This window comes from Phytobacter sp. SCO41 (assembly GCF_003073275.1).
Lineage (GTDB): Bacteria > Pseudomonadota > Gammaproteobacteria > Enterobacterales > Enterobacteriaceae > Phytobacter > Phytobacter diazotrophicus.
This window is the reverse complement of the sequence record NZ_CP027225.1, coordinates 1,312,332-1,327,005: the sequence shown is the minus strand read 5'-3', so window position 1 is coordinate 1,327,005 and position 14,674 is coordinate 1,312,332. Positions and strand designations below refer to the sequence as shown.

Below are 14,674 nucleotides of genomic sequence, written 5' to 3'. Positions count from 1 at the left end.
ATGCGCTTATCCCCAGCGTGTGATATGTTCGCGCTTGCGTCGGAGATAATCTTTATCCTGGCGGATCTTATCCCACCATTTTTTAAAGATCGCCGCTGCGGCTGCTTTTACCGGGTCATTTCCTCTTTGCTGAATGCTACCGTCCTCAGCATACTTTTTACCCCCTTTATAGTTGGCGTAACGCCGGGCGCGGGTATATCCCATTTGTATAAATTTGCGGGCCATATCCATGCCAACAAAGTCATTTTGTTGTCGATAGGTTTCGAATAATTGGTAAATTTTTTCAGCTGATGTTGTAGCGGACTCAGCATCTTTGTAACGCCACCAGGGAAGGATTTCACTCTTATAGGGCTCAACCAGCAAAACGCCTTGTTCACCACGTCCCACCTGATAGCGCTCAGGATGATCACGAAAATTAATGCTGGCGAAATCTTGCTGGTAATTGAAGGAATGGCTGGTCAACTATCGTCTCCTTAAACATCTCGAATGGATAAGGATAGGCTATTTAAAAGGCAATGCTATGCAGGCTGGAGAGACGGAAAGTTGTCGAAAATCGTTTTCAGGAGATAAAAACGCAAAAAGCCCATCCGTGAGGATGGGCTTCTTACTTGTTTGATGCCTGGCAGTGTATGAATCACTTCGTGATTCACCCTTCGGGCCGTTGCTGCGCAACGTTCAAAAGCTTTCGCTTTTGTCCTACTCTCTGTCGAGTAGCGAACTGCCCCGAAGACTGGTGCAGGTCTTTTAATTTGATGCCTGGCAGTTCCCTACTCTCACATGGGGAGACCCCACACTACCATCGGCGCTACGGCGTTTCACTTCTGAGTTCGGCATGGGGTCAGGTGGGACCACCGCGCTAAAGCCGCCAGGCAAATTCTGTTGCCGGAAACGAATCTTTTTCACTGTGGCTGCGTTGGCTGCATTCGCAAAGTCAGTCACATACTCATGTATGCTCCTTCCTTTCCTTCATTTGCCGCCTTGCCTCAGCGTAAAATCTTTCGTTCCCGAAAATCTGTATCTAAGCTGAAAATTCTCTCAATCCGCCAAAACATCTTCGGCGTTGTAAGGTTAAGCCTCACGGTTCATTAGTACCGGTTAGCTCAACGCATCGCTGCGCTTACACACCCGGCCTATCAACGTCGTCGTCTTCAACGTTCCTTTAGTGTCCTTAAAGGACAAGGGAGAACTCATCTCGGGGCAAGTTTCGTGCTTAGATGCTTTCAGCACTTATCTCTTCCGCATGTAGCTACCGGGCAGTGCCATTGGCATGACAACCCGAACACCAGTGATGCGTCCACTCCGGTCCTCTCGTACTAGGAGCAGCCCCCCTCAATTCTCCAGCGCCCACGGCAGATAGGGACCGAACTGTCTCACGACGTTCTAAACCCAGCTCGCGTACCACTTTAAATGGCGAACAGCCATACCCTTGGGACCTACTTCAGCCCCAGGATGTGATGAGCCGACATCGAGGTGCCAAACACCGCCGTCGATATGAACTCTTGGGCGGTATCAGCCTGTTATCCCCGGAGTACCTTTTATCCGTTGAGCGATGGCCCTTCCATTCAGAACCACCGGATCACTATGACCTGCTTTCGCACCTGCTCGCGCCGTCACGCTCGCAGTCAAGCTGGCTTATGCCATTGCACTAACCTCCTGATGTCCGACCAGGATTAGCCAACCTTCGTGCTCCTCCGTTACTCTTTGGGAGGAGACCGCCCCAGTCAAACTACCCACCAGACACTGTCCGCAACCCGGATTACGGGTCCACGTTAGAACATCAAACATTAAAGGGTGGTATTTCAAGGTTGGCTCCACGCAGACTGGCGTCCACGCTTCAAAGCCTCCCACCTATCCTACACATCAAGGCTCAATGTTCAGTGTCAAGCTATAGTAAAGGTTCACGGGGTCTTTCCGTCTTGCCGCGGGTACACTGCATCTTCACAGCGAGTTCAATTTCACTGAGTCTCGGGTGGAGACAGCCTGGCCATCATTACGCCATTCGTGCAGGTCGGAACTTACCCGACAAGGAATTTCGCTACCTTAGGACCGTTATAGTTACGGCCGCCGTTTACCGGGGCTTCGATCAAGAGCTTCTCCTTACGGATAACCCCATCAATTAACCTTCCGGCACCGGGCAGGCGTCACACCGTATACGTCCACTTTCGTGTTTGCACAGTGCTGTGTTTTTAATAAACAGTTGCAGCCAGCTGGTATCTTCGACTGATTTCAGCTCCACCCGCAGGGGCTTCACCTACATATCAGCGTGCCTTCTCCCGAAGTTACGGCACCATTTTGCCTAGTTCCTTCACCCGAGTTCTCTCAAGCGCCTTGGTATTCTCTACCTGACCACCTGTGTCGGTTTGGGGTACGATTTCGTGTTACCTGATGCTTAGAGGCTTTTCCTGGAAGCAGGGCATTTGTTACTTCATCACCGTAGTGACTCGTCATCACACCTCAGCCTTGATTATCCGGATTTGCCTGGATAACCAGCCTACATGCTTAAACCGGGACAACCGTCGCCCGGCTAACATAGCCTTCTCCGTCCCCCCTTCGCAGTAACACCAAGTACAGGAATATTAACCTGTTTCCCATCGACTACGCCTTTCGGCCTCGCCTTAGGGGTCGACTCACCCTGCCCCGATTAACGTTGGACAGGAACCCTTGGTCTTCCGGCGAGCGGGCTTTTCACCCGCTTTATCGTTACTTATGTCAGCATTCGCACTTCTGATACCTCCAGCATGCCTCACAGCACACCTTCACAGGCTTACAGAACGCTCCCCTACCCAACAACACTTAGTGTCGCTGCCGCAGCTTCGGTGCATGGTTTAGCCCCGTTACATCTTCCGCGCAGGCCGACTCGACCAGTGAGCTATTACGCTTTCTTTAAATGATGGCTGCTTCTAAGCCAACATCCTGGCTGTCTGTGCCTTCCCACATCGTTTCCCACTTAACCATGACTTTGGGACCTTAGCTGGCGGTCTGGGTTGTTTCCCTCTTCACGACGGACGTTAGCACCCGCCGTGTGTCTCCCGTGATAACATTCTCCGGTATTCGTAGTTTGCATCGGGTTGGTAAGCCGGGATGGCCCCCTAGCCGAAACAGTGCTCTACCCCCGGAGATGAATTCACGAGGCGCTACCTAAATAGCTTTCGGGGAGAACCAGCTATCTCCCGGTTTGATTGGCCTTTCACCCCCAGCCACAAGTCATCCGCTAATTTTTCAACATTAGTCGGTTCGGTCCTCCAGTTAGTGTTACCCAACCTTCAACCTGCCCATGGCTAGATCACCGGGTTTCGGGTCTATACCCTGCAACTTAACGCCCAGTTAAGACTCGGTTTCCCTTCGGCTCCCCTATTCGGTTAACCTTGCTACAGAATATAAGTCGCTGACCCATTATACAAAAGGTACGCAGTCACCCCATTAAGAGGCTCCCACTGCTTGTACGTACACGGTTTCAGGTTCTTTTTCACTCCCCTCGCCGGGGTTCTTTTCGCCTTTCCCTCACGGTACTGGTTCACTATCGGTCAGTCAGGAGTATTTAGCCTTGGAGGATGGTCCCCCCATATTCAGACAGGATACCACGTGTCCCGCCCTACTCATCGAGCTCACAACCTGTGTGCTTTCGTGTACGGGGCTGTCACCCTGTATCGCGCGACTTTCCAGACGCTTCCACTAACACACAAGCTGATTCAGGCTCTGGGCTGCTCCCCGTTCGCTCGCCGCTACTGGGGGAATCTCGGTTGATTTCTTTTCCTCGGGGTACTTAGATGTTTCAGTTCCCCCGGTTCGCCTCGTTTGACTATGTATTCATCAAACGATAGTGCAACGGATTGCACTGGGTTTCCCCATTCGGACATCGCCGGGTCAAAGGTTCATATCACCTCGCCGGCGCTTTTCGCAGATTAGCACGTCCTTCATCGCCTCTGACTGCCAGGGCATCCACCGTGTACGCTTAGTCGCTTAACCTCACAACCCGAAGATGTCTTGTTCTGTCCGGTTTGTTGCGCGTTGTGAATACTACGTTGTTCCGTACTCGCGATGCTCATGGACATCAAGTCCACTGCGCTCGCTGCGTGCGGTACGCCTTGCCTTCACATCGCTCACGTCACCTTTTACAGTGTCATCTTCTGATTGCGATAATTTGAGAGACTCGAACACACTTTCGTGTGTCGTTTCAATTTTCAGCTTGATCCAGATTTTTAAAGAGCAAATATCTCAAACATGACTCGAAAGTCAGTTTTGAGATATCGGTGGCAACGCCTTTCACACATTACCGCGCAAGTGGCGTCCCCTAGGGGATTCGAACCCCTGTTACCGCCGTGAAAGGGCGGTGTCCTGGGCCTCTAGACGAAGGGGACACTTAAGTCTCACTCGCAAGACGCCTTGCTTTTTACTTTTCATCAGACAATCTGTGTGAGCACTACAAAGGCAGGTTCTTTAAGGTAAGGAGGTGATCCAACCGCAGGTTCCCCTACGGTTACCTTGTTACGACTTCACCCCAGTCATGAATCACAAAGTGGTAAGCGCCCTCCCGAAGGTTAAGCTACCTACTTCTTTTGCAACCCACTCCCATGGTGTGACGGGCGGTGTGTACAAGGCCCGGGAACGTATTCACCGTGGCATTCTGATCCACGATTACTAGCGATTCCGACTTCATGGAGTCGAGTTGCAGACTCCAATCCGGACTACGACATACTTTATGAGGTCCGCTTGCTCTCGCGAGGTCGCTTCTCTTTGTATATGCCATTGTAGCACGTGTGTAGCCCTGGTCGTAAGGGCCATGATGACTTGACGTCATCCCCACCTTCCTCCAGTTTATCACTGGCAGTCTCCTTTGAGTTCCCGGCCGGACCGCTGGCAACAAAGGATAAGGGTTGCGCTCGTTGCGGGACTTAACCCAACATTTCACAACACGAGCTGACGACAGCCATGCAGCACCTGTCTCACGGTTCCCGAAGGCACTAAGGCATCTCTGCCGAATTCCGTGGATGTCAAGACCAGGTAAGGTTCTTCGCGTTGCATCGAATTAAACCACATGCTCCACCGCTTGTGCGGGCCCCCGTCAATTCATTTGAGTTTTAACCTTGCGGCCGTACTCCCCAGGCGGTCGACTTAACGCGTTAGCTCCGGAAGCCACGCCTCAAGGGCACAACCTCCAAGTCGACATCGTTTACGGCGTGGACTACCAGGGTATCTAATCCTGTTTGCTCCCCACGCTTTCGCACCTGAGCGTCAGTCTTTGTCCAGGGGGCCGCCTTCGCCACCGGTATTCCTCCAGATCTCTACGCATTTCACCGCTACACCTGGAATTCTACCCCCCTCTACAAGACTCAAGCCTGCCAGTTTCGAATGCAGTTCCCAGGTTGAGCCCGGGGATTTCACATCCGACTTGACAGACCGCCTGCGTGCGCTTTACGCCCAGTAATTCCGATTAACGCTTGCACCCTCCGTATTACCGCGGCTGCTGGCACGGAGTTAGCCGGTGCTTCTTCTGCGGGTAACGTCAATCAACACGGTTATTAACCGTACTGCCTTCCTCCCCGCTGAAAGTGCTTTACAACCCGAAGGCCTTCTTCACACACGCGGCATGGCTGCATCAGGCTTGCGCCCATTGTGCAATATTCCCCACTGCTGCCTCCCGTAGGAGTCTGGACCGTGTCTCAGTTCCAGTGTGGCTGGTCATCCTCTCAGACCAGCTAGGGATCGTCGCCTTGGTGAGCCATTACCTCACCAACAAGCTAATCCCATCTGGGCACATCCGATGGCAAGAGGCCCGAAGGTCCCCCTCTTTGGTCTTGCGACATTATGCGGTATTAGCTACCGTTTCCAGTAGTTATCCCCCTCCATCGGGCAGTTTCCCAGACATTACTCACCCGTCCGCCACTCGTCACCCAAGGAGCAAGCTCCTCTGTGCTACCGTTCGACTTGCATGTGTTAGGCCTGCCGCCAGCGTTCAATCTGAGCCATGATCAAACTCTTCAATTTAAAAGTTTGATGCTCGTAGAATTAAACTTCGTAATGAATTACGTGTTCACTCTATGAGACTTGGTATTCATTTATCGTCCGAGGACGTTAAGAATCCATGTCACTTTGAGTGCCCACACAGATTGTCTGATAAATTGTTAAAGAGCAGTGCCGCTTCGTTTTTCGCTGCGGCGCGGGGTGTGCATATTACGCTTTCCCGCTGCAGAGTCAAGTGTTTATTTTCACTTTTCTCTGCGGAATTCTCACCGGCATTCGCCTGAGAACCCCGCTGACCCGGCGGCTTGTTTGCCGTTGTTCCGTGTCAGTGGAGGCGCATTATAGGGAGTTCTTAGGAAGTGACAAGTATAAAATTCAAAAAAAATATCGTTTGCTCACTTTCCAGGCAAAACAGATGTTGAGAGGCAATTCTTGCCTGGTTTTTAAACAAAAACGAGCCCCTGGAGGCTCGTTTTTGCTGTTTTGTGACTTACTGCACTGCCACAATCCGATCATCTTTCACAACTAATTGAATTGTTTTGCCCGGTAAAAGTTCGCCAGACAAAATTTGCTGCGCCAGCGGGTTTTCAATCTGCTGCTGAATTGCACGTTTCAAAGGCCGTGCACCATACACCGGATCAAAACCATTCTCGCTCAGCAGTTTCAAAGCTTCATCGGAAAGGTTGACTTCATACCCACGCTCTTCCAGGCGTTTGTACAAACGCTGCAACTGGATTTGAGCAATAGAAGCAATGTGTTTTTCACCAAGCGGATGAAATACAACCACTTCATCTATACGGTTGATGAATTCCGGACGGAAGCTATGGCTGACCACACCTAACACCAGCTCTTTCATATGGCCGTAATCCAGTTCGCCAAACCGCTCCTGAATTAAATCCGACCCAAGGTTAGAGGTCATGATGACCACCGTGTTACGGAAGTCTACCGTTCTCCCCTGTCCATCGGTCAGGCGGCCATCATCCAATACCTGCAACAGGATGTTAAATACATCCGGATGCGCTTTCTCGATCTCATCAAGCAAGATGACGGAATAAGGACGGCGGCGGACCGCCTCGGTCAGATACCCCCCCTCTTCATATCCGACATATCCCGGAGGAGCACCGACGAGACGCGATACCGAGTGTTTCTCCATAAACTCAGACATATCGATACGCACCATGGCGTCATCACTATCAAACATAAAATTAGCCAGCGATTTGCACAGTTCGGTTTTCCCTACCCCGGTCGGCCCAAGGAATAAGAAGGAACCAATCGGCCGATTCGGATCGGACAGCCCGGCGCGGCTACGGCGGATGGCATTCGATACAGCTTCAACAGCTTCATCCTGGCCAATCACACGCTGATGCAGCTCTTGCTCCATACGCAGCAGTTTGTCGCGTTCGCCTTCCATCATTCTGGAAACCGGAATACCGGTCCAGCGCGCCAACACTTCGGCAATTTCTGCATCCGTCACTTTATTACGTAACAGACGCATCGTTTTACCTTCAGACTGAGTGGCCGCTTCCAGTTGTTTTTCCAGTTCCGGGATCTTGCCGTACTGCAGCTCAGACATCCGCGCCAGGTCACCAACACGACGCGCTTGCTCAATAGCAATTTTTGCCTGCTCAAGTTCGGCCTTTATCGACTGAGTACCGGAAAGCGAGGCTTTCTCAGCCTTCCACTCTTCTTCTAATGTGGAATACTGCCGTTCTTTATCTGAAAGCTCGTCGTTGAGCATCTCCAGACGTTTTTTACTGGCATCATCCGATTCTTTCAGCAACGCCTGCTGTTCAAGTTTAAGCTGGATAATACGGCGATCGAGTCTGTCCAGTTCTTCCGGCTTAGAGTCGATCTGCATACGAATGCTGGACGCTGCTTCGTCGATCAGGTCAATCGCTTTATCCGGCAACTGGCGATCAGCAATATAGCGGTGCGACAAAGTTGCAGCCGCTACGATAGCCGGGTCAGTGATCTGCACGTGATGATGCAGCTCGTAGCGTTCTTTCAGGCCACGCAGGATCGCGATCGTGTCTTCAACAGAAGGCTCAGCAACAAACACTTTCTGGAAGCGACGTTCCAGTGCCGCGTCTTTTTCGATGTACTGGCGATACTCATCAAGCGTCGTGGCCCCCACGCAGTGAAGCTCACCACGTGCCAGCGCCGGTTTCAGCATGTTCCCGGCGTCCATAGCACCGTCTGCTTTCCCCGCTCCCACCATAGTGTGCAACTCGTCGATAAAGAGAATAACGTTACCTTCCTGTTTGGAGAGGTCGTTAAGCACACCTTTTAAGCGCTCTTCAAATTCACCACGGTATTTCGCCCCGGCCACCAGCGACCCCATGTCCAGTGCCAATACCCGACGGCCTTTTAAACCTTCCGGGACTTCACCGTTAACAATACGCTGTGCCAGTCCTTCAACAATGGCGGTTTTACCGACACCAGGTTCACCAATAAGAACAGGGTTGTTTTTGGTACGACGCTGCAGTACCTGGATGGTACGGCGAATTTCTTCATCACGCCCGATAACCGGATCGAGCTTGCCTTGTTCAGCCCGCTCAGTCAGATCGACCGTGTATTTTTTCAAGGCCTGACGTTGGTCTTCGGCCCCTTGATCGTTCACGTTGTCACCTCCACGCATTTGATCAATTGCCTGAGTCACATTTGCCGTCGTCGCACCGGCTGATTTCAGCAGGTCGGCAAGCGAGCCGCGTGATTCAAGCGCCGCCAGAATAAAAAGCTCTGACGAAATAAAGTTGTCCCCTCTTTTCTGCGCCAGCTTGTCGCAGAGATTCAGTACTCGCATGAGGTCTTGCGAAGGCTGCACATCGCCGCCGGTGCCCTCCACCTGCGGCAAACGGCTTAACGCCTGCTCAATAGCCGTACGCAATTGCCCGGCGTTCACGCCAGCAGAGGTTAATAAAGGACGTACCGATCCCCCTTCCTGATTCAGCAAGGCGCTCATTAAATGAAGAGGTTCGATGAATTGGTTGTCGTGCCCCAGTGCAAGCGACTGGGCATCGGCAAGAGCAAGCTGGAATTTATTGGTAAGACGATCCAGACGCATAACTCCCCCCATAACAGGTCAAAATTGCTACTGGAGATTAAATGAGGTCATCCCTCAATTATTCAAGGTGAATGACCTGAATTATGCGAAAAGAAAGTTACACGTGCCGGATCGTCTTGATTCGATAGGTTATATCAGCCAAATGAAACTTGCCATACGGCCTGTGTTTTTGTCCCGACGATATGAGAAAAAATCATCCTTTTGGCTGAAAGTGCAACGATCGCCGCCGAAGACTTGCGTCACGCCGACGCTTGCCAGGCGCTGACGCGCAAGGGTGTAGATATCCGCGTAATATTTTTCCCCTGCCGGGCGAAACGCACTGTCTGCAATAGACTGTACTGCCATAAAAGCATCGCGCACTTCCGGGCCAACCTCGAAAGCATCGGGCCCAATAGCCGGTCCCAGCCAGGCAAGAATATTTTCGGGTTTATCAGCGAAGCAGTTCACGGTCTCTTCCAGTACACCCGCACAAAGCCCACGCCATCCCGCGTGAGCCGCTGCCACTTCTGTACCCGCGCGATTGCAAAAAAGTACGGGCAGACAGTCCGCGGTCATTACGGCACAAACTGTCCCTGGCGAATTGCTGTACGAGGCATCGGCACGCTTGCTGGCATATGGTTCACCGGTAAGTTTAAGGACATCCTTACCGTGCACCTGTTCAAGCCACACCGGTTTTGACGGAAGATTTCCCGCCATAAACGCTCGCTTACGGTTCTCTTCAACATGTGTCAGGTCATCACCGCAGTGCGCCCCCAGGTTGAGCGAATCGTAAGGTGGCAGGCTCACGCCGCCGATACGTGTAGAGCTACATGCCGCTACGCCTGAGGGAAGCGGCCATTCAGGGACAATCAGTTTGGTCATAACCAGGCCACATCATCCTTATGGGTTTCGAAGTCGGCACGCATGGCGTCAATCAGGTCAATCATGTCCTGCGGGATTGGCGCATGCCATTCCATCTCAATGCCAGTGATTGGATGGTACAGGCGAAGCATCGTTGCATGCAGCGCTTGTCTATCGAACTTACGCAGCGCGGCAATAAATTCATCCGACGCACCTTTTGGCGGACGCGGGCGACCACCGTAGAGCTGGTCACCGACCAACGGATGCGTGATGTGCGCCATATGAACGCGGATCTGGTGGGTACGCCCCGTTTCCAGACGCAAACGCAGGCGCGTGTGAATACGGAAATGTTCCATGATGCGATAGTGCGTCACCGCAGGTTTACCCATCGGGTGTACAGACATATGCGTACGTTTGGTCGGGTGGCGACTAATAGGCTCTTCAACCGTACCGCCTGATGTCATATGACCAATCGCCACTGCTTCATATTCACGAGTTATCTCACGCAGTTGCAAAGATTCCACCAGGCGCGTCTGTGCCGGGACTGTTTTTGCCACCACCATCAGACCGGTCGTGTCTTTGTCCAGACGGTGAACAATCCCGGCGCGCGGAACATCCGCGATAGGGGGATAATAATGCAATAACGCATTGAGCACTGTCCCGTCGGGGTTGCCGGCACCCGGGTGAACCACTAAATCACGCGGTTTGTTAATAACAATAATGTCGTCATCTTCATAGACAATATTAAGCGGGATATCCTGCGGTTCGAAACGCGCCTCTTCTTCTATCTCAGCGTTGATAGCAACGCTTTCTCCACCCAACACTTTTTCTTTGGGTTTGTCACACATTTTACCGTTGACCAGTACTTTCTGGTCGAGAATCCATTCTTTTATACGCGAACGCGAATAATCCGGGAACAATTCGGCCAAAGCCTGATCTAAGCGTTGACCGAGTTGATTTTCGGTAACCGTTGCGGTGAGTTGTACTCGTTGTGCCATATACAGCTTCTTCGTTAACGTTGGGTTTTACGGCTTTGCCGTTTAATATAGTGTGCTATTGTAGCTGGTCTTAGTCGGGAGCAGGAAAGACAATCTCCCGCATACACATTCTGAGGAAAGTCTAATCGTCATGACGCGCATGAAATATCTGGTGGCAGCCGCCACGTTGAGCCTGGCTTTGGCGGGTTGCTCCGGTTCAAAGGAAGTGGTGCCTGATAATCCGCCAAATGAAATCTACGCGACTGCCCAGCAAAAACTGCAAGACGGTAACTGGAAGGCAGCCATAACGCAACTGGAAGCGTTGGATAACCGTTATCCGTTTGGACCTTACTCGCAGCAGGTGCAGCTGGATCTGATCTACGCTTATTACAAAAATGCCGATCTTCCGCTGGCTCAGGCCGCAATCGACCGTTTCATACGTCTGAACCCAACCCATCCTAACATTGATTATGTCATGTATATGCGTGGTCTGACTAATATGGCGTTAGATGACAGCGCTCTGCAGGGTTTCTTTGGCGTTGATCGCAGCGATCGCGATCCGCAACATGCGCGTGAAGCATTTAAAGATTTCTCTAAATTGGTTCGTGGCTACCCGCGTAGTCAATACGTTACCGATGCAACCAAACGTCTGGTTTTCCTGAAAGACCGCCTCGCGAAGTATGAGTACTCTGTGGCGGAGTACTACACCAAACGCGGCGCATGGGTCGCAGTGGTGAATCGTGTTGAAGGTATGATGCGTGACTTCCCGGATACCAAAGCAACGCGCGATGCGCTGCCGCTGATGGAAAATGCCTACCGTGAAATGCAGATGACCGCTCAGGCCGATAAAGTGGCAAAAATTATTGCCAGCAATGGTTCCAGTAGTTGAGTCATTCCAAAACGCAAAACGGCAGCCACGAGCTGCCGTTTTTTATGCCTGCAAGGCAGAGCTGAAGCGGTTTAGCTTCAAGTCATCCTATCAACTATGACGGGTATTCCGGCCTTCGACAAGTAATATTTGCCCTCTTCCTGTCCTGCCTCACAAAACATCTCCCTTGACAAAAAGTGACAAAATAATGTGATTTAAATCACACATTTTGACATTGGTCGAGGTATGCTGGAATCACCAAGACGGAAAGACAAGAGGTAAAATTTATGACAGTGAACATTACCAGCAAACAAATGGAAATCACCCCAGCAATTCGCCAACATGTCGCAGACCGTCTCGCCAAACTGGAAAAATGGCAAACACATCTTATTAATCCACATATCATCCTGTCGAAAGAACCGCAGGGCTTCATTGCAGATGCCACTATTAATACGCCAAACGGACATCTGGTCGCCAGCGCAAAACACGAAGATATGTATACCGCTATTAACGATTTGATCAACAAGCTGGAACGGCAGCTCAATAAAGTGCAGCACAAGGGTGAAGCGCGTCGCGCCACTACCTCGGTGAAAGACGCGGACTTCGTTGAAGAAGAATAACCTCACAGCATTGAGTTAATCAGCAACGCGCCTTCGGGCGCGTTTTTTATTGACAGAGAGAAAACAGTACAGGTACTTTAGTCTGACACTCAAAAGGAAATTTTCATGAAACATGTTCCGTTCTTCTTCGCATTCTTTTTTACCTTCCCATGACCGGGAGGCGATTCGTTTTGTGATAAAGAATGCGAAGACGAACAACAAGGCCTCCCACTCCGGGAGGCCTTTTTTATTGATAACAATTAAGGCAACAACATGACAGCGGATAACCCTTTACTGGATTTACGTGTAAAAATAAGCGCCCTGGATGAGCAGTTACTTTCCCTGTTGGCCGAGCGGCGTCAACTGGCGGTTGAGGTGGGTAAAGCAAAACTGGCTTCTCACCGCCCTGTTCGGGATATTGATCGTGAACGTGACCTGCTGGAACGTCTAATTCAATTAGGTAAAACGCATCACCTCGACGCCCATTACATCACTCGCCTGTTCCAGCTTATTATCGAAGATTCCGTTCTTACCCAGCAGGCGCTGCTCCAGCAGCATCTCAACAAAATTAACCCACACTCTGCCCGTATCGCTTTCCTCGGCCCGAAAGGTTCGTACTCTCATCTGGCTGCGCGCCAGTATGCCGCCCGTCATTTCGAGCAATTTATTGAGAGTGGCTGTCTGAAATTTCACGATATTTTTAATCAGGTTGAAACAGGTCAGGCTGATTACGCGGTCGTGCCACTGGAAAACACCAGTTCCGGGGCCATCAATGACGTTTACGATTTGCTACAACACACCAGCCTGTCGATTGTGGGTGAGCTGACCGTGCCAATTGACCACTGCGTCCTGGTATCCGGTTCCACCGACCTGGATAAAATCCAGACCGTTTACAGCCATCCGCAGCCTTTCCAACAATGTAGCCAGTTTTTGAATCGCTACCCGCACTGGAAAATTGAATATTGCGAAAGTACCTCCTCCGCCATGGAACGTGTGGCACAGGAAAACTCTCCGCATGTGGCCGCACTGGGTAATGAAGCCGGCGGGGCATTGTATGGATTACAAGTACTGGAACGCAATCTGGCAAACCAAACGCAGAATATCACTCGCTTTGTGGTACTTGCCCGCAAAGCGATTGATGTCTCCGATCAGGTCCCGGCCAAAACCACACTGCTGATTGCAACCGGTCAACAGGCCGGTGCACTGGTTGAAGCATTACTGGTACTGCGTAATCACAACCTGATCATGACCAAACTGGAATCGCGCCCGATCCACGGCAACCCGTGGGAAGAGATGTTCTACCTGGATATTCAGGCGAACTTACACGCGTTGGATGTGCAAAAAGCCCTGCGTGAGCTGACATCCATTACCCGCTCGCTTAAGGTGCTCGGCTGTTATCCCAGTGAAAACGTCGTACCTGTCGATCCGGCTTAACATTCTATAAACGGTGATTTCTTCATTCCTGCCACCTCAACCGGCAGGGTGAAGATCGCCCCCGAAAGAGGATAATCCGCTATCTCCTGCTCATCCATATTCTCCCGCGTGGTCGTAATAAACAGCGTTTTCATATCGGTTCCGCCAAAGCAGACCATTGTCGGGCAACGTACCGGCAGGCGATACTCTGCCAGTTGCTCTCCCTGCGGTGAAAACCGTGCAATACGCCAGCCATCGAACATTGCGCTCCAGTAGCAGCCTTCAACATCCATTGCCGCACCGTCCGGGATACCTTCACCGACTTGAAATCGCCGGAAGACTTCGCGCACACCAGCCTCCCCCTGCTCATCCAGCGGCGTTCGATAGATAACCCCGTTTGGTGTATCAGACGTAAACATCCACTGCTTGTCGTGGCTGAACGCCAGACCGTTATGGCCTTGAATATCGCATTGGATCACCCTGGGTTTAAGGTCATTATCAATACGCATCAGAAGCGCACCGTTGTAATCGCCCGGCCCCCAGAATGTCCCTGCATAGAAACGGCCAAGGTGATCGGTGCCACCGTCGTTAAAACGCGCCAGTTGCGGGTTTGACGGGTTATCACACACTTTTTGTACCAGCAACCCTCGCTTATCGGCGAGCCAGATAGCGTTGCGCATCGCGACAATAAAACCGCCCTTCTCTCTCAATGCGAAGCAGCCAACCTCCTCGGGAAAACAAAGCACCGAGTGCTCACCGGTAGCAGGATGATAACGATGGAGTTCGCCTTCAAGAATATCGGCCCACCAGAGCGCCTGCTCCTCTTCACTCCATGTCGGGCATTCCGGGAGGTGCCCGGTGTAATCAAACAGCAGTTGCGGTTCAGCCATATCTGTCCCTTAAAAAGAAAAAAGCCAGCGGTATACCACTGGCTTTTCAGTATAAACGGCTT

The 14,674-nt window shown here is 51.5% G+C and carries 9 protein-coding genes, 1 tRNA gene, 3 rRNA genes and 1 other annotated feature; of the genes, 4 read left to right on the top strand and 9 right to left on the bottom strand.

Annotated elements, in window-relative coordinates:
• Positions 1-6: 6 nt before the first annotated feature.
• From C5523_RS06595 to rluD, 8 genes are all read right to left on the bottom strand, one after another.
• Positions 7-462, bottom strand: a complete 456-nt coding sequence (locus C5523_RS06595; protein WP_108700814.1) for a DUF4385 domain-containing protein — start codon at positions 460-462, stop codon at positions 7-9.
• Positions 463-754: 292 nt separating this feature from the next.
• Positions 755-870 (bottom strand): 5S ribosomal RNA (gene rrf, locus C5523_RS06590).
• 194 nt (positions 871-1,064) lie between these two features.
• Positions 1,065-3,966, bottom strand: a 23S ribosomal RNA gene (locus C5523_RS06585).
• Positions 3,967-4,282: 316 nt separating this feature from the next.
• Positions 4,283-4,358: transfer RNA gene (locus tag C5523_RS06580), tRNA-Glu, on the bottom strand.
• 85 nt (positions 4,359-4,443) lie between these two features.
• Positions 4,444-5,985, bottom strand: a 16S ribosomal RNA gene (locus tag C5523_RS06575).
• The 16S, 23S and 5S rRNA genes sit together here with 1 tRNA gene alongside, the layout of an rRNA operon.
• A gap of 466 nt (positions 5,986-6,451) precedes the next feature.
• Complete coding sequence (clpB, locus tag C5523_RS06565; protein WP_039077549.1) at positions 6,452-9,025, bottom strand: ATP-dependent chaperone ClpB; 2,574 nt, start codon at positions 9,023-9,025, stop codon at positions 6,452-6,454.
• A gap of 129 nt (positions 9,026-9,154) precedes the next feature.
• The gene (gene yfiH, locus C5523_RS06560; RefSeq protein WP_039077550.1) at positions 9,155-9,886 is read right to left on the bottom strand and encodes a purine nucleoside phosphorylase YfiH; all 732 of its coding nucleotides are present in this window, start codon (positions 9,884-9,886) and stop codon (positions 9,155-9,157) included.
• Positions 9,883-10,863, bottom strand: coding sequence for a 23S rRNA pseudouridine(1911/1915/1917) synthase RluD (gene rluD / locus C5523_RS06555; RefSeq protein WP_039077551.1), 981 nt, complete (start codon positions 10,861-10,863; stop codon positions 9,883-9,885). The genes yfiH and rluD overlap by 4 nt, the downstream gene beginning before the upstream one ends.
• A gap of 130 nt (positions 10,864-10,993) precedes the next feature.
• Between rluD and bamD the strand changes: the two genes are divergently transcribed.
• From bamD to pheA, 4 genes are all read left to right on the top strand, one after another.
• Entirely contained in the window at positions 10,994-11,731 is a 738-nt protein-coding gene (bamD, locus tag C5523_RS06550) for an outer membrane protein assembly factor BamD (RefSeq protein WP_039077552.1), read from the top strand.
• Positions 11,732-11,997: 266 nt separating this feature from the next.
• Complete coding sequence (gene raiA, locus C5523_RS06545; protein WP_039077553.1) at positions 11,998-12,330, top strand: ribosome-associated translation inhibitor RaiA; 333 nt, start codon at positions 11,998-12,000, stop codon at positions 12,328-12,330.
• A gap of 104 nt (positions 12,331-12,434) precedes the next feature.
• Positions 12,435-12,560, top strand: a sequence feature (Phe leader region).
• Positions 12,436-12,483 carry a pheA operon leader peptide PheL gene (gene pheL / locus C5523_RS06540; protein ID WP_103245904.1) on the top strand — a complete coding sequence of 16 codons (48 nt, stop codon included), beginning with the start codon at positions 12,436-12,438 and terminating at the stop codon, positions 12,481-12,483. Its footprint overlaps the feature before it by 48 nt.
• 22 nt (positions 12,561-12,582) lie before the next feature.
• Positions 12,583-13,743: a bifunctional chorismate mutase/prephenate dehydratase gene (gene pheA / locus C5523_RS06535; RefSeq protein ID WP_039077554.1), complete on the top strand. Its 1,161-nt coding sequence runs from the start codon at positions 12,583-12,585 to the stop codon at positions 13,741-13,743.
• Here the strand turns inward: pheA and C5523_RS06530 are convergent.
• The gene (locus C5523_RS06530; protein WP_108700813.1) at positions 13,740-14,612 is read right to left on the bottom strand and encodes an SMP-30/gluconolactonase/LRE family protein; all 873 of its coding nucleotides are present in this window, start codon (positions 14,610-14,612) and stop codon (positions 13,740-13,742) included. The genes pheA and C5523_RS06530 overlap by 4 nt on opposite strands.
• Positions 14,613-14,674: the final 62 nt, after the last annotated feature.

Excerpts from the sequence above, each read along its gene's own strand:
- clpB (WP_039077549.1), bottom strand. The coding sequence starts at position 9,025 with ATGCGTCTGGATCGTCTTACCAATAAATTCCAGCTTGCTCTTGCCGAT.
- rluD (WP_039077551.1), bottom strand. The coding sequence starts at position 10,863 with ATGGCACAACGAGTACAACTCACCGCAACGGTTACCGAAAATCAACTC.
- C5523_RS06530 (WP_108700813.1), bottom strand. The coding sequence starts at position 14,612 with ATGGCTGAACCGCAACTGCTGTTTGATTACACCGGGCACCTCCCGGAA.
- yfiH (WP_039077550.1), bottom strand. The coding sequence starts at position 9,886 with ATGACCAAACTGATTGTCCCTGAATGGCCGCTTCCCTCAGGCGTAGCG.
- raiA (WP_039077553.1), top strand. The coding sequence starts at position 11,998 with ATGACAGTGAACATTACCAGCAAACAAATGGAAATCACCCCAGCAATT.
- pheA (WP_039077554.1), top strand. The coding sequence starts at position 12,583 with ATGACAGCGGATAACCCTTTACTGGATTTACGTGTAAAAATAAGCGCC.
- bamD (WP_039077552.1), top strand. The coding sequence starts at position 10,994 with ATGACGCGCATGAAATATCTGGTGGCAGCCGCCACGTTGAGCCTGGCT.